Source organism: Streptomyces sp. NPDC015661, from assembly GCF_043077765.1.
GTDB lineage: Bacteria > Actinomycetota > Actinomycetes > Streptomycetales > Streptomycetaceae > Streptomyces.
This window is the reverse complement of the sequence record NZ_JBIBST010000007.1, coordinates 475095-489758: the sequence shown is the minus strand read 5'-3', so window position 1 is coordinate 489758 and position 14664 is coordinate 475095. Positions and strand designations below refer to the sequence as shown.

At 70.5% G+C, this 14664-nt stretch carries 12 protein-coding genes and 1 pseudogene; 3 read left to right on the top strand and 10 right to left on the bottom strand.

The window, feature by feature from the left end; all coding sequences use genetic code 11:
- Positions 1 to 9: 9 nt before the first annotated feature.
- Both ACF07V_RS21655 and ACF07V_RS21650 read right to left on the bottom strand, forming a co-directional pair.
- A complete protein-coding gene (locus tag ACF07V_RS21655; protein WP_392156311.1) occupies positions 10 to 1074 on the bottom strand; it encodes an ADP-ribosylglycohydrolase family protein in 1065 nt (354 codons plus the stop codon).
- Positions 1075 to 1117: 43 nt separating this feature from the next.
- Positions 1118 to 2791 carry a BCCT family transporter gene (locus ACF07V_RS21650; RefSeq protein ID WP_392156310.1) on the bottom strand — a complete coding sequence of 558 codons (1674 nt, stop codon included), beginning with the start codon at positions 2789 to 2791 and terminating at the stop codon, positions 1118 to 1120.
- A 112-nt stretch (positions 2792 to 2903) separates the two neighbouring features.
- Between ACF07V_RS21650 and ACF07V_RS21645 the strand changes: the two genes are divergently transcribed.
- The 3 genes and pseudogenes from ACF07V_RS21645 to ACF07V_RS21635 all read left to right on the top strand — a co-directional run bounded on the left by ACF07V_RS21645 (position 2904) and on the right by ACF07V_RS21635 (position 5538).
- A complete protein-coding gene (locus ACF07V_RS21645; RefSeq protein WP_392156309.1) occupies positions 2904 to 4055 on the top strand; it encodes a glycerate kinase in 1152 nt (383 codons plus the stop codon).
- Positions 4056 to 4533: 478 nt separating this feature from the next.
- Positions 4534 to 4962, top strand: a pseudogene (locus ACF07V_RS21640) (GNAT family N-acetyltransferase); the annotation flags it as partial.
- A gap of 60 nt (positions 4963 to 5022) precedes the next feature.
- Positions 5023 to 5538, top strand: a complete 516-nt coding sequence (locus ACF07V_RS21635; protein WP_392156432.1) for a GNAT family N-acetyltransferase — start codon at positions 5023 to 5025, stop codon at positions 5536 to 5538.
- 64 nt (positions 5539 to 5602) lie between these two features.
- Here the strand turns inward: ACF07V_RS21635 and pssA are convergent, their stop codons facing one another.
- The 8 genes from pssA to ACF07V_RS21595 form a co-directional block, all read right to left on the bottom strand.
- On the bottom strand, positions 5603 to 6469 hold the full coding sequence (pssA, locus tag ACF07V_RS21630; protein WP_392156430.1) for a CDP-diacylglycerol--serine O-phosphatidyltransferase: 867 nt from the start codon (positions 6467 to 6469) through the stop codon (positions 5603 to 5605).
- Positions 6462 to 7118, bottom strand: a complete 657-nt coding sequence (locus tag ACF07V_RS21625; protein ID WP_123456200.1) for a phosphatidylserine decarboxylase — start codon at positions 7116 to 7118, stop codon at positions 6462 to 6464. The genes pssA and ACF07V_RS21625 overlap by 8 nt, the downstream gene beginning before the upstream one ends.
- A 169-nt stretch (positions 7119 to 7287) precedes the next feature.
- The gene (locus tag ACF07V_RS21620; RefSeq protein ID WP_017236794.1) at positions 7288 to 8493 is read right to left on the bottom strand and encodes an acyl-CoA dehydrogenase family protein; all 1206 of its coding nucleotides are present in this window, start codon (positions 8491 to 8493) and stop codon (positions 7288 to 7290) included.
- A gap of 2 nt (positions 8494 to 8495) precedes the next feature.
- Positions 8496 to 9008, bottom strand: a complete 513-nt coding sequence (locus ACF07V_RS21615; protein WP_015656728.1) for a MaoC family dehydratase — start codon at positions 9006 to 9008, stop codon at positions 8496 to 8498.
- A 5-nt stretch (positions 9009 to 9013) separates the two neighbouring features.
- Positions 9014 to 9979 carry a CoA ester lyase gene (locus tag ACF07V_RS21610; protein WP_351845217.1) on the bottom strand — a complete coding sequence of 322 codons (966 nt, stop codon included), beginning with the start codon at positions 9977 to 9979 and terminating at the stop codon, positions 9014 to 9016.
- Positions 9976 to 12012 carry a protein meaA gene (locus ACF07V_RS21605; RefSeq protein ID WP_392156307.1) on the bottom strand — a complete coding sequence of 679 codons (2037 nt, stop codon included), beginning with the start codon at positions 12010 to 12012 and terminating at the stop codon, positions 9976 to 9978. The genes ACF07V_RS21610 and ACF07V_RS21605 overlap by 4 nt, the downstream gene beginning before the upstream one ends.
- A gap of 10 nt (positions 12013 to 12022) precedes the next feature.
- The gene (ccrA, locus tag ACF07V_RS21600; RefSeq protein WP_392156306.1) at positions 12023 to 13360 is read right to left on the bottom strand and encodes a crotonyl-CoA carboxylase/reductase; all 1338 of its coding nucleotides are present in this window, start codon (positions 13358 to 13360) and stop codon (positions 12023 to 12025) included.
- 403 nt (positions 13361 to 13763) lie between these two features.
- Entirely contained in the window at positions 13764 to 14606 is an 843-nt protein-coding gene (locus tag ACF07V_RS21595) for a TetR family transcriptional regulator (RefSeq protein WP_392156304.1), read from the bottom strand.
- Between the last annotated feature and the right edge of the window lie 58 nt (positions 14607 to 14664).

Below are 14664 nucleotides of genomic sequence, written 5' to 3'. Positions count from 1 at the left end.
GCCGGAGCCTCAGCCCCGCTCCGCCAACCGCAGGGTTCGCTCCGCCAGTTCGCTGATGCGGACGCCGTCGAAGCCGAAGACGGCACTGCGCACCCGGTCCCGCAGCGGTTCGGACCACTGCGGCGGGATCGCGGCGGCGCCGCAGCGGACCCCGGCCACCGAGCCCGCCGTCGCCCCGTTGGAGTCGGTGTCCAGGCCGCCGCGGACGGTCAGGGCGATGGTTCGGGTGAAGTCCCCTTCCCCGTACAGGAGTCCGGCGGTCAGGACGGCCGCGTTCGGGACGGTGTGGATCCAGCCGAGGCCCGCCGTCCGCTCCGCGAGCTCGGTGAGCGCCTCCGACCAGCCGAGCCCCGACTCGTACAGCGCGATCGTGCCCCGTACCGTCCGGGCGAGCCGGCTGCTCGCCGGCACCCGCTCCAGGCTCGTCTCCAGGGCCGACCGCAGGTCCGGCGCGGTGAAGGCCGCCGCGATCAGCGCCGCCGCCCACATCGCCCCGTACACGCCGTTCCCCGTGTGCGAGAGGACCGCGTCCCGGCGGGCGAGCGAGGCCGCCCGGCGCGGATCGCCCGGACAGGTCCAGCCGTACACATCGGCCCGGATCAGCGCGCCGATCCACTCCTGGTACGGATTGTCGTACGTGGCCGTCAGCGGCGGCCGCAGCCCGTCCGCCAGGTTCCGGTAGGCGACCCGCTCCGCCGTGAACGTCTGCAGGTACGGCAGCCGCAGCAGCCACTCCCGGCCGACCTGCTCGGTGGTGAACGCGAAGCCGTACGTCTCCAGGAGGTGCAGCCCCAGCACCGACCAGTCGACGTCGTCGTCCCGGCAGCTGCCGTCGATCCCGCCCCGCACACACCGCTCCCACTCCGGCCGCAGCTCGAAGTCCGCCGCCCCGGGCGGCGGGGGAGGGAGGTAGTCGGTCAGCGGGAGCGCCCCCGTCAGCCGGAGATACGCGTCGATGCGCTCCCGGGTCCAGTGGTCGCCGCGCTCCACGGGCTTGCCGAGCATGTTCCCGGCGATCCGGCCCGTCCAGCCGCCCAGGATCCGGTCCCCGAGCTCCCCGTCCGTGAACCCCATACCTCCGGTGTACCGAACGCGGGGGCCGGGCGCGCGCCGAGCATCAGCCCTCGCCGTCGAGCGGCGGTTCCGCGCCGGTACGGGCCTTCTCCGGCGGCCGCGGCGGGCGCAGCGGGTCGCCGCCCCGCTCCGTCATCGCCTCGCCCACCAGCGTCCGCACCGCGTCCCGCAGCCCGTGCAGGGCGTGCTGCCGGGCCGGGCCCGCCCCCGGGTCCTCCCGCAGCTCCTTCAGGAGCGCGAAGCACAGCACCAGCATCACCACCACGAACGGCAGCGCCACCAGGATCGTCGCCGTCTGCAGCGAGCTCAGACCGCCCGCCACGAGCAGCACCGCCGCCACGGCCGCCATCAGCACGCCCCAGGTCACCACGAGCCAGGTCGGCGGGTTGAGCGAGCCGCGGCTCGTCAGCGAACCCATCACGAGCGAGGCCGAGTCCGCGCTCGTGACGAAGTACGTCATCACCAGGACCATCGCGATCACCGAGGTCACCGTCCCGATCGGCAGCGCCTCCAGCATCGCGAACAACGAGGCCTCCGCGCCGTCCTTCACCGCCGTCGCCAGGTCCGCCGCACCCGTCGATTCCAGCCGGATCGCGGTCCCGCCCATCACGCAGAACCACACCACCGTCGCCCCCGACGGCACGAGCAGCACCCCCACCAGGAACTCGCGGATCGTCCGGCCGCGTGAGATCCGGGCGATGAAGGTGCCGACGAACGGCGCCCAGGACAGCCACCACGCCCAGTAGAAGATCGTCCACGTGCCCAGCCAGTCCCGGTCGGTGAACGCACCCGTACGGCTCGCCATCGGCAGCAGCTGGTGCAGATAGCCGCCGACGGAGGCCGGGATGGTGTCCAGGATGTAGACGGTCGGGCCCAGCAGGAACACGAAGACCATCAGACAGGCCGCGAGGACGATGTTCAGCGTGGACAGCCACTTCACGCCCTTGTGGAGACCGGAGAACGCCGACAGGACGAAGGCCCCCGACAGCGACACGATGATGATCAGCTGCGTCGCCGTGGAGTTCTCCACGCCCATCGTCAGATTCAGCCCCTCGGCGACCTGCAGCGCACCGAGGCCCAGACTCGTCGCCGTGCCGAACACCGTCGCGAACACCGCGAGCAGGTCGATCGCCTTCCCCGGCCAGGAATCCGCCCGGCGCGCCCCCATCAGCGGCACGAAGGCGGAGCTCAGCCGGTTCCCCCGGCCCTTGCGGAAGCCCGCGTACGCGAGCGCCAGACCCGCGATGCCGTAGATCGCCCACGGCGTCAGCGTCCAGTGGAAGAACGAGTACTCCAGGGCCGTCCGGGCCGCCGCGCCCGTCCCCGCCGGGACCCCGCTCGCCGGAGGAGGACTCAGGAAGTGCGTCAGCGGCTCCCCGACCCCGTAGAACATCAGACCGATGCCCATTCCGGCGCTGAACATCATCGCGATCCACGCCAGGTTCGTGAACTCCGGCTCGGAGTCGTCCGCACCCAGCCTGATCCGGCCGAAGCGGCTCAGCGCGATCACCACGCACAGCACCAGGAAGGTGTCCGCGGCGACCACGAAAAGCCAGGCGAAGTTCGACAACACCCAGCTCAGCGCGGTGGACGACGCCCGGTCGAAGGAATCCTCGCCCAGCGCCGCCCAGCCGACGACCGCGACGACGGCCGCGACGCCGATCCCGATGACCTTGCCGTCGGGCCTGCCGTCCGGAACGATCTTTTCCGTACTCATGTGACCCCACTATGGTGCGGAATATCGCCTTATCAGGGGGTGGCACGCCGTCTGGCGGTACGGATAGGCTCCCCCTCGGCGCGACTGCACGTTCGAAAGCAAGGGATGCAAGGTGACGGACGGGGCAGCAACTCAGGTCGCTCACGTTCTCGTGGCGGCCGACAAGTTCAAGGGCTCGCTCACGGCCGTACAGGTCGCGGAGCGGGTCACAGCAGGACTGCGACGGGTCGTCCCGGAGCTCACGGTGGAAACGCTGCCCGTCGCGGACGGCGGCGACGGCACCGTCGCGGCGGCCGTCGCGGCCGGCTTCGAGCGGCGCGAGGTCCGTGTGACGGGCCCGCTCGGCGAGCCGGTCACCGCGGCGTACGCGCTGCGCGGCACCACCGCGGTCGTCGAGATGGCCGAGGCCTCGGGCCTCCAGCTGCTCCCGCCCGGTGTGTTCGCCCCGCTGACGGCGACCACGTACGGCTCCGGAGAGCTGCTCCGCGCCGCCCTCGACGCCGGTGCGACCACCCTCGTCTTCGGCGTCGGCGGCAGCGCCACCACCGACGGCGGATCCGGCATGCTCGCGGCGCTGGGCGCCCGGTTCCTCGACGCGGACGGCGAGCCCGTCGGCCCCGGCGGCGCGCCGCTCGCCGACCTCGCCACGGCCGACCTCAGCGGTCTCGACCCCCGCTTCGCCTCCGTCGACCTGATCCTCGCGAGCGACGTCGACAACCCGCTGACCGGCCCGAAGGGCGCCCCCGCCGTCTACGGACCGCAGAAGGGCGCGACCCCGGACGACGTCCGGGTGCTGGACGCGGCCCTCGCCCACTTCGCCACCGTCCTGGAGAAGGCCGTCGGGCCGCGCGCCGCCGAAGCGGCCGTCGCCCCCGGCGCGGGCGGCGCGGGCGGCATCGGGTACGGCGCGCTCATCCTCGGCGCGAGCTTCCGGCCCGGCATCGAGCTGATGCTGGAGGTCCTCGGCTTCGCCCCGGCCCTGGAGCGGGCCACCCTCGTCATCACCGGCGAGGGTTCCCTCGACGAGCAGACCCTCCACGGCAAGGCCCCGGCCGGCGTCGCCGCCGCCGCGCGCGCCGCGGGCAAGGAGGTCGTCGCGGTCTGCGGCCGGCTCGCCCTGCCGCCGGAGGCGCTGGGAGCGGCGGGCATCCGCCGCGCGTACGCCCTCGCCGAGCTGGAGCCGGACCCGGCGAAGTCCATGGCGAACGCGGGGCCGCTGCTGGAGGACGCGGCGTCGAACCTGGCCCGCGACTTCCTGGCATAACCAGGACGCCCCGCTGCGGACAGCGGTGCCCACCCGCCGCCCGCCCCGTTGTGGGCAGGCGTTCCGCCGGGGCGGAACGGGTGGGCACAACGGACCCGCGCCCTGCCGACGCCAGAGGCTTCTGTGCCCTGAACCCGCACCACGTTGTGCGCCGCCGCTGAGCTGCGGGTCCAGGCGCGGAACGCGGAGGCGCCGCTAGAGGGCGCCGTCCCGTGTGCCCACCCTCCCCCAAGCTCTCGGCTCCGCTCGAGCAGGGGGGACCCCCATCGCCCCAGCGGGACGATTGCCCACACGGCGGGTGGACGGGGGCACCGCGCGCACGGGGCGGGGCGAAGCCCCGGGCGGGGGCACCGCACCGCACGGGCGCGGGCCCACACGGGCGGGGCGCGGGCCCACACGGCGGGTGGGGCGAGGGGCGCCGCCCGCCTGGCGCGGGGCTCGTCATCTGGTGGAAACACGCCGGTGTGAAGCTGCCCCCATGACTGCTGCCCGCATCGAGGAGAACCGCTCCCACCCCCGCCTCCCTGACCTGCTCCGCGCCTACCATCTCGTCAACCAGGCCGAGAAGGGCACCGCCGTCGCCTCCGTCGACGAGCTCCCGGCCGTATACCGCGTCGAGACCGAGGACCCGGCCGCCGCGTTCGCCGACGACACCGTCCTGCTCGCCACCCCGCCCGGCGCGGACGAGCCGGCGGGATGCGTCGTCCTCAAGGCCCCCAGGGAGGGCCGCGCGCCCGAGATCAAGCGGCTCTGGGTCGCGCCCGAGGCCCGGAGGAAGGGCCTCGCGAAGGCCCTCATGGCCGAGGCCCTGCGCCGGGCCGCGGACTCCGGCGTGCCCGCCGTACGCCTCACCGTCTGGAACTGGCGGGAGGAGCCGCTCGCCCTCTACCGGAGCCTCGGCTTCGCGACGGTGGATCCCTGGGACGACCGTCCGGACCTCCTGTGCCTGGAGCGGCGGCTCGACGTCATCGAGCACCTCACCCCCGACGCCGTACGGACCCACGCCCCCGCCGGACTCGCCGCGCTCCTCGTGGACGCCGTGGACGGCGGGGCCTCCGTCGGCTTCCTGGCGCCCCTGGACCCCGCCGAGGCGGCCGCCTGGTGGTCCCGCGTCGCCGAGGAGGCCGCACAGGGCGTACGGGACGTCTGGGCCGCCCAGGGACCCGACGGGCGCCTCACCGGCGTCGTCACCCTCGTCCGTACGGGCACGGCCAACGGCCGGCACCGCGGCGAGATCGCCCGGCTCCTCGTGCACCGCTCCGCCCGCGGCCGCGGCCTCGGGCGGAGCCTGCTCGCCACGGCCGAGGCCCACGCCGCCGCCACCGGTCTCCGTCTGCTCGTCCTGGACACCCAGACCGACAGCCCGGCCGAGCGCCTCTACCGGGGCGCGGGCTGGACCGTCGCCGGGACGATCCCGGACTTCGCCGCCGACCCGGCCGGCACCCTTCGCGCCACCACGCTGTACTACAAGCGGCTCGGCTAGGGCATGCGAAAGGGCCCCGGGAGGCGATTCGCCTCCCGGGGCCCTTCCGTACGACGTCCGTGCGCTACGGCAGCTGTGCCGCCCGCGCCTCCCGGCTCTCACGCCGGTTGCCGCGGAAGGTGTTCACTCGGCGGGCCGTCGCGAAGAGGGGGATCACGGCGCCCATCACGACCTGGAGCGCGCAGCCGGTCTGGAGCAGGAACGCCCCGCCCGGCGCGTCGAACGCCCAGGCCGCCAGCATGGCCATCGCGCCGACGATCCAACTGAGCATCGCCACCGCGAGGACACCCCGCGGCTTGGGGTACTCGACCCGGCTGACCATCAGCCACGCCACTCCGATGATCGCGAGCAGCGTCGGGATGAAGGGCAGCTCCAGGAGCACGATCGAGACGACCGTCAGCGCGCCGAAGGGGCTCGGCATGCCCTGGAACATGCCGTCCTTCATCGTCACGCAGGAGAAGCGAGCCAGCCGCAGGACCACCGCGAGCAGCACCACGATCGCGGCGACCGCCGAGACCTTCTGCTGCGCGTCGTCCGCGACCATGCCGTACACGAGCACGAAGTAGGCCGGGGCCAGACCGAAGCTGATCAGGTCCGACAGGTTGTCGAGCTCGGCGCCCATCGGCGAGCTGCGGAGCTTGCGCGCCACGATGCCGTCGAAGAGGTCGAAGATCGCTGCGGCCAGCATTAGGATCACGGCGGTGGCGGCGCTGTTGCGCGCCATGCCGGTCTCGCTGCTGCCGGTGAGGTGCGGGATGAGGATGCCGGTGGTGGTGAAGTACACCGCCATGAAGCCGCACGTGGCGTTACCGAGCGTGAGGGCGTCCGCTATGGACAGCCTCAGCGACAGCGGCATCTCCTCGGCTTCGTCGGCCGCCTCCGCCTCGGCGTCGGCGACCCAGTCGGCGGCACGTGTGTCGGGATCAATCACGGTCAATGCGAGTCACCCCCGCTGTGGTGGCCTGGCCGACCTCGACCGCGACCTCGACACCCTCGGGGAGGTAGATGTCGACGCGCGAGCCGAAGCGGATCAGACCGATACGGTCACCCTGCTCGACCTTCGTCCCCTGCGGGATGTACGGCACGATCCGCCGGGCGACGGCGCCCGCGATCTGGACCATCTCGATGTCGCCGAGCTCGGTGTCGAAGTGCCAGACAACGCGCTCGTTGTTCTCGCTCTCCTTGTTGAACGCCGGGACGAACCCGCCGGGGACGTGCTCCACGGACGTCACCGTGCCGGCAAGCGGGGCGCGGTTGACGTGGACGTTCAGCGGGCTCATGAAGATGGCGACCCGGGTGCGTCCGTCCTTCCACGGCATGATGCTCTGCACCACACCGTCGGCGGGGGAGATGACCCGGCCCTGAGCGATCTCACGCTCGGGGTCGCGGAAGAACCACAGCATGCCGGCCGCGAGAGCGGTGGTCGGCACGGCGATGGCCGCGGCGCGCCTCGACTTGCGGGAGCGCGCGAGGCTGAGTGCCGCGGTGGCGACGGTCGGCAGAAGCCACGGCGATGCTCCGCGTGCGATGCGTGCGCCCTTGAGGCTGTCGCGATGTGCAGAGGTTCGACTGTCGGGCATGGATGACCTTCGTAGCGGATGATGCCGCACTGGCAACGGGGGACGGCGGCTTTCCGGCGATGCTATCGGTTGCGGGGCGCAACTGGGCAAGCCAGGAACCGAGTCGACGGCCGGAAGACGAACACAGGGTGTGATCTTCTTCGCGGCCGTACCGACTCAAAAGCGACAATCAGCCCTGGAATCGGTACTCCTCCAGGAGCCGACGACCAATGATCATTTTCTGGATCTCGGCGGTACCTTCACCGATGAGCAGCATCGGTGCCTCCCGGTAGAGGCGCTCGATCTCGTACTCCTTGGAGAAGCCGTATCCACCGTGAATGCGGAAGGCATCCTCGACGACCTCCTTGCAGTATTCGGAGGCGAGGTACTTCGCCATCCCTGCTTCGAGGTCGTTTCGTTCCCCGGAGTCCTTTTTGCGTGCTGCGTTCACCATCATGGCATGGGCGGCCTCGACCTTGGTAGCCATCTCGGCCAGCTTGAACTGAATCGCCTGGTGCTGGGCGATCGCCTTGCCGAAAGTGTGACGTTGCTGGGCATAGGAGACACCCAGTTCGAAAGCACGCTGTGCGACGCCGCAACCACGGGCCGCCACGTTCACGCGGCCGACCTCGACGCCGTCCATCATTTGGTAAAACCCTCGGCCGGTGACCCCGCCGAGCACGCGATTGGCCGGAATGCGCAGTCCGTCCATGATGAGTTCGGTCGTGTCGACGCCCTTGTAACCCATCTTGTCGATCTTCCCGGGGATCGTGAGGCCGGGGCGGACCTCTCCGAAGCCGGGCTCCTTCTCGACGAGGAAGGTCGTCATCGACTTGTGGGGGGCCGTGCCCTCCGGGTGTCCTTCGTCACTTCGGACGAGAACGGCCACCAGCGTTGACGTGCCGCCGTTCGTCAGCCACATCTTCTGGCCGTTGAGGACGTACTCGTCGCCGTCCTTGACGGCCTTGGACGTGATCGCCGACACGTCCGAGCCGAGGCCCGGCTCCGACATCGAGAAGGCGCCGCGCGTCTCGCCGGCCGCCATCCGCGGAAGGAAGTACTCCTTCTGCTCCTGGGTGCCGTGCTGCTTCAGCATGTACGCCACGATGAAGTGCGTGTTGATGATGCCGGAGACCGACATCCAGCCACGGGCGATCTCCTCCACGCACAGCGCGTAGGTGAGCAGCGACTCGCCCAGGCCCCCGTACTCCTCGGGGATCATCAGGCCGAAGACGCCGAGCTCCTTGAGCCCGTCGACGATCTGCTGCGGGTACTCGTCGCGGTGCTCGAGCTCCGTCGCGACCGGAATGATCTCCTTGTCGACGAAGTCCCGGACCGTGGCGAGGATCTCCTGCTGGACATCGGTCAGACCGTGGGTCTGGGCGAGTCGCGCCATGACTACTTCCCCTGTTCCTTGAGCTCGGGGCGGCCGGGCTGCTCGCCGCCGCGCTCCTTGATGTACGTCTCGGTGGGGACCATCACCTTGCGGCGGAAGACGCACACGAGGGTGCCGTCCTGCTTGTAGCCCTTGGTCTCGACGTAGACGATGCCGCGGTCGTTCTTCGACTTCGACGGGGTCTTGTCGAGGACCGTGGTCTCGCCGTAGATCGTGTCGCCGTGGAAGGTCGGCGCCACGTGCCGCAGCGACTCGATCTCCAGGTTGGCGATGGCCTTGCCGGAGACGTCCGGCACGGACATGCCGAGGAGCAGCGAGTAGATGTAGTTGCCGACGACGACGTTCTTGCCGAAGTCCGTCGTGTTCTCGGCGTAATTCACATCCATGTGCAGCGGATGGTGGTTCATGGTGAGCAGACAGAAGAGGTGGTCGTCGTACTCGGTGACCGTCTTTCCGGGCCAGTGCTTGTAGACGGCACCGACTTCGAACTCTTCGTAGGTACGGCCGAACTGCATCGGACTCAGGCCTCCGGGATCTCGAACTTGCTGGTGCGCTGCATGCCGGCGGCGCGGCCCTTGCCGGAGATGACCAGGGCCATCTTGCGGGAGGCCTCGTCGATCATCTCGTCGCCGAGCATCGCGGAGCCCTTCTTGCCGCCCGCCTCGGAGGTGTAGTAGTCGTACGCGTCGAGGATCAGCTCGGCGTGGTCGTAGTCCTCCTGCGAGGGCGAGAAGATCTCGTTCGCGGCGGCGACCTGGTCCGGGTGCAGCACCCACTTGCCGTCGAAGCCCAGGGCCGCGGCGCGCTGCGCGACCGCCCGGTAGCCCTCCTGGTTGCGGATCTGCAGGTAGGGGCCGTCGATCGCCTGGAGGTTGTTGGCGCGGGCCGCCATCAGGATGCTCATCAGGATGTGGTGGTACGCGTCGGCCGGGTAGCCGGGCGGCTGCTCGCCCACGACGAGGGACTTCATGTTGATGGAGGCCATGAAGTCGGCCGGGCCGAAGATGATCGTCTCGACGCGCTGGGAGGCCTGGGCGATGGCGTTGACGTTGGTCAGGCCCTGGGCGTTCTCGATCTGCGCCTCGATGCCGATCTTGCCGACCTCGAAGCCCATGGTCTTCTCGATCTGGGTGAGCAGCAGGTCGAGGGCGACGATCTGCTGGGCGTCCTGGACCTTCGGCAGCATGATGCAGTCGAGGTTCTGGCCGGCGCCCTCGACGACCGTGACGACGTCGCGGTAGGTCCAGTGGGTCGTCCAGTCGTTGACGCGGACCACGCGGGTCTTGCCGGTCCAGTCGCCCTCGTTGAGGAACTTCACGATGGTGTGCCGGGCCTCGGGCTTGGCCAGCGGGGCGCACGCGTCCTCCAGGTCGAGGAAGACCTGGTCGGCCGCGAGGCCCTGGGCCTTCTCCAGGAAGCGCGGGTTGGAGCCGGGCACCGCCAGGCAGGAGCGGCGGGGGCGGAGCCGGTTCACAGGGCTGGTCATGCGAGGACCTCCGTACTTTCAAGGGGGCTGAGCTTGTTCGCTTGCCGGATCTCGTCGACGATACGGCCGATGATCTCCGTGATACCGAAGTCCTTCGGTGTGAAGACCGCGGCGACACCCGCGCGCTTCAGTTCTGCGGCGTCGGCGTTCGGGATGATCCCGCCGACGATGACCGGGATGTCCGTCGCGCCGGCCTCGCGGAGGCGGTCGAGGACGTCGGGGACCAGCGCGGAGTGCGAGCCGGAGAGGATCGACAGACCCACGCAGTGCACGTCCTCCGCCAGGGCGGCGTCCACGATCTGCTCGGGGGTCAGCCGGATGCCCTGGTAGACCACCTCGAAACCGGCGTCACGCGCGCGTACGGCGATCTGCTCGGCCCCGTTGGAGTGCCCGTCCAGGCCCGGCTTGCCGACGAGCAGCCGCAGCCGCCCGACGTTCATGTCCTCGGCGGTCCTGGCCACCTTCTCGCGGACCAGGGCGAGCGGCGTGCCTGCCTCGGCCGTCACGGCCACCGGGGCGGAGGAGACGCCGGTCGGGGCGCGGAACTCGCCGAACACCTCGCGCAGGGCCCCGGCCCACTCGCCGGTGGTGACCCCGGCGCGGGCGCACTCCAGGGTGGCCTCCATGAGGTTGTCCGTGCCCTTGGCGGCCTCCTTGAGGCGCTCCAGGGCCTTGCAGGGCCGCGGGTGGTTGAACGGCGGCTGGTAGCGGTTGTCGCGCCAGGTCTTCATCGAGCCGACGACCCGGGCCTCGACCGCCGGGTCGACCGTCATGATCGCGGTGTCCAGGTCGGCGGTGAGGGGGTTCTCCTCGGTCGACTGGAAGATGTTGACGCCGACGATCTTGTCGTCGCCGGCCTCGATCCGGGCGCGCCGCTCGGCGTGCGAGGAGACCAGCTGCGACTTGAGGTAGCCGGACTCGACGGCCGCCATCGCGCCGCCCATCTCCTGGATCCGGTCGATCTCGGCCAGGCACTCCTCGACCAGGGCGTCCACCTTGGCCTCGATCACGTGCGAGCCGGCGAAGATGTCCTCGTACTCCAGCAGGTCGGACTCGTGGGCGAGCACCTGCTGGATGCGGAGCGACCACTGCTGGTCCCAGGGCCGGGGGAGGCCGAGGGCCTCGTTCCAGGCCGGGAGCTGCACGGCACGGGCGCGGGCGTCCTTGGAGAGGGTGACCGCCAGCATCTCCAGGACGATCCGCTGGACGTTGTTCTCCGGCTGGGCCTCGGTCAGGCCGAGCGAGTTGACCTGGACGCCGTAGCGGAACCGGCGCTGCTTGGGGTTCTCGATGCCGTACCGCTCCAGCGTGATCTTGTCCCAGATGCGGCCGAAGGCGCGCATCTTGCACATCTCCTCGATGAAGCGGACGCCCGCGTTCACGAAGAAGGAGATGCGGGCGACGACCTCGCCGAACCGCTCCTCGGGGACCTGGCCCGAGTCGCGGACCGAGTCGAGGACGGCGATCGCGGTCGCCATCGCGTACGAGATCTCCTGGACCGGCGTGGCCCCGGCCTCCTGCAGGTGGTAGCTGCAGATGTTGATCGGGTTCCACTTCGGGATGTGGTTGACCGTGTACGCGATCATGTCCGTCGTGAGGCGGAGCGAGGGGCCGGGCGGGAAGACGTGCGTCCCGCGCGACAGGTACTCCTTCACGATGTCGTTCTGGGTGGTGCCCTGGAGCTGGGTGATGTCCGCGCCCTGCTCCTCGGCGGCCACCTGGTAGAGCGCCAGCAGCCACATGGCGGTGGCGTTGATCGTCATCGAGGTGTTCATCTGCTCCAGGGGGATGTCCTGGAACAGCCGGCGCATGTCACCGAGGTGCGAGACGGGGACGCCGACCCGGCCGACCTCGCCGCGGGCGAGGATGTGGTCGGGGTCGTACCCGGTCTGCGTCGGCAGGTCGAACGCGACCGAGAGGCCGGTCTGACCCTTGGCGAGGTTGCGCCGGTACAGCTCGTTGGACGCCTCGGCGGTCGAGTGACCGGCGTACGTCCGCATGAGCCACGGCCGGTCCTTCTGGCGCTCAGTCATCTTCGGGACCTCAGATGTTCCGGAAGCGGTTGATGGCGTCGATGTGCTGGGCCCGGAGCTCCGGGTTGCTGACGCCCAGGCCCTCCTGCGGGGCGAGGGCGAGGACGCCGACCTTGCCCTGGTGGAGGTTGCGGTGGACGTCGTAGGCGGCCTGGCCGGTCTCCTCCAGGGAGTAGACCTTCGACAGGGTGGGGTGGATCTTGCCCTTGGCGATCAGGCGGTTGGCCTCCCACGCCTCGCGGTAGTTGGCGAAGTGCGAGCCGATGATCCGCTTCAGCGACATCCACAGGTAGCGGTTGTCGTACTGGTGCATGTAGCCCGAGGTCGAGGCGCAGGTGGTGATGGTGCCGCCCTTGCGCGTGACGTACACGGAGGCGCCGAAGGTCTCGCGGCCCGGGTGCTCGAAGACGATGTCGATGTCCTCGCCGCCCGTCAGCTCACGGATCTTGGAGCCGAAGCGCTTCCACTCGCGCGGGTCCTGGGTGTTCTCGTCCTTCCAGAACTTGTAGCCCTCGGCGTTGCGGTCGATGACCGCCTCGGCGCCCATCGACCGGCAGATGTCGGCCTTCTCGGGGGAGGAGACGACACAGATCGGGTTGGCGCCGCCGGCCAGGGCGAACTGCGTGGCGTACGAGCCGAGTCCGCCGCTCGCGCCCCAGATGAGGACGTTGTCGCCCTGCTTCATGCCGGCGCCGTTGCGGGAGACCAGCTGGCGGTAGGCGGTGGAGTTGACGAGGCCGGGGGCCGCCGCCTCCTCCCAGCTCAGGTGGCCGGGCTTCGGCATCAGCTGGTTGGACTTGACGAGGGCGATCTCGGCGAGGCCGCCGAAGTTGGTCTCGAAGCCCCAGATGCGCTGCTCGGGGTCGAGCATCGTGTCGTTGTGGCCGTCGGAGGACTCCAGCTCGACCGAGAGGCAGTGCGCGACGACCTCGTCGCCGGGCTGCCAGGCGTTGACGCCCGGGCCGGTGCGCAGGACGACGCCCGCGAGGTCGGAGCCGATGACGTGGTACGGCAGGTCGTGGCGCTTGGTGAGCTCGGAGAGACGCCCGTAGCGCTCCAGGAAGCCGAAGGTCGAGACGGGCTCGAAGATCGAGGTCCAGACCGAGTTGTAGTTGACGGAGCTCGCCATGACGGCCACGAGCGCCTCGCCCGGGCCGAGCTCGGGGAGCGCGACGTCGTCGAGGTGGAGCGACTTGCGGGGGTCCTTGTCGCGACTGGCGACTCCGGCGAACATCTCGGCCTCGTCCTTGTGGACGGTGACGGCCCGGTACGACTCGGGGAGCTTGATGTTCGCGAAATCGGCGGACGTGGAGTCCGGCGACTGGATCGCGTCCAGGATTTCCTTCACGGGTTGCCTCCGGCGGTGAGCGTCCTGAGGGAGGGACGCCTGGGGGTTACGGCGGGAAGTGCTGCTGCTGTGGAGGTGTGCCGTCGGTTCGGCTGGGTGGTGCGGTGGCGGCGCTGTGTGGTGGAGCGCGAGGGTGCCTGTGACGCAGGCGTCCGGGCGCACGAGCCGTTGGCTTGTGGGGACAGCCGGCGAACGAGGTGATCTCTGCTCGCCGGCCGCCCGGACAACATCAACGTATGGCACGCCGTGTCACCTGACAAGGCACTGCGTGCCAACAATTTCACTCAGATGCAATCTGCCCGTCACGGATGAGCGATGATCGATCGAAATGGCCCGTGAGCTGCGGGAACGCAAGGAGGGCCGCCCCCGGAAATCGGGGGCGGCCCTCCTGGTGGAAGAGGTGTCAGGGCTTCGTGAGCGCCTGCTGGATGGTCCGCATGACCTCGTCGAGCGGAGCGTCCGTACGCGCCACGGCGACCACGACGTCGCCCGTCGTGGACGCGGTCGCGGCCACCGGCTGCTCCGGGGCTGGCTCGGCCGGTGCGGCGGTGGTGCTCCCGGCGGGCGCCGGGCGGGCGCCTATGCCCGTGCCGAAGGTCTCCCGGACGATGGCGAAGGCGTGGTCGAGCTGGGCCTCCACGTCGCCCTCGCCGCCCGCCCGCAGCCAGCGGCGCAGCACGTGGTTGTGGGCGGTGACGACCGCCGACGCGGCCACCTCGGCGAGCAGCGGGTCGTCGTTGCCGGCGTGGTGGTCCCGCTCGTCGAAGTGCCCGAGCAGATAGCGGGTGAAGAGCCGCTCGTAGCGGGCCACCGAGGCGATCTCCCGCTCGCGCAGGGTCGGCACCTCACGGGTGAGCCGGTAGCGCTCCACGGAGACCGCGGGAGACCCCGCGTACATCTTCATGACTTCCTTGATGCCCCGGCACACCGTGTCGAGCGGGTGCTCGTGCGGCGGGGCGGCGTTCAGCACGGCCTCCGCCCGCACGAGGGTGTCGTCGTGGTCCGGGAAGATCGCCTCTTCCTTGGACCGGAAGTGCCGGAAGAAGGTCCGCCGCGCGACCCCGGCCGTGGCCGCGATCTCGTCGACGGTCGTCGCCTCGTACCCCTTCGTCGCGAAGAGCTCCATCGCCGCGGCGGCGAGCTCCCGGCGCATCTTGAGCCGCTGCGCGGCGGCACGAGTGCCCGCCGTGCTCTCCGGAGCGTCGGACGGGGACGTGGCACGGGGTGTCTTCGCGGCCTTGGGCATGGTCCGAACGTACTGCATCGGAGTGGGAGTGTGCCCAGGTGGGGGCGGGGAGACCCCC

Bases quoted from the DNA above. Each gene is read 5' to 3' on its own strand.
- ACF07V_RS21595 (WP_392156304.1), bottom strand. From the start codon at position 14,606: ATGCCCAAGGCCGCGAAGACACCCCGTGCCACGTCCCCGTCCGACGCT.
- ACF07V_RS21650 (WP_392156310.1), bottom strand. From the start codon at position 2,791: ATGAGTACGGAAAAGATCGTTCCGGACGGCAGGCCCGACGGCAAGGTC.
- ACF07V_RS21620 (WP_017236794.1), bottom strand. From the start codon at position 8,493: ATGGCGCGACTCGCCCAGACCCACGGTCTGACCGATGTCCAGCAGGAG.
- ACF07V_RS21655 (WP_392156311.1), bottom strand. From the start codon at position 1,074: ATGGGGTTCACGGACGGGGAGCTCGGGGACCGGATCCTGGGCGGCTGG.
- ACF07V_RS21605 (WP_392156307.1), bottom strand. From the start codon at position 12,012: ATGACTGAGCGCCAGAAGGACCGGCCGTGGCTCATGCGGACGTACGCC.
- ACF07V_RS21610 (WP_351845217.1), bottom strand. From the start codon at position 9,979: ATGACCAGCCCTGTGAACCGGCTCCGCCCCCGCCGCTCCTGCCTGGCG.
- ACF07V_RS21625 (WP_123456200.1), bottom strand. From the start codon at position 7,118: ATGCCCGACAGTCGAACCTCTGCACATCGCGACAGCCTCAAGGGCGCA.
- ACF07V_RS21615 (WP_015656728.1), bottom strand. From the start codon at position 9,008: ATGCAGTTCGGCCGTACCTACGAAGAGTTCGAAGTCGGTGCCGTCTAC.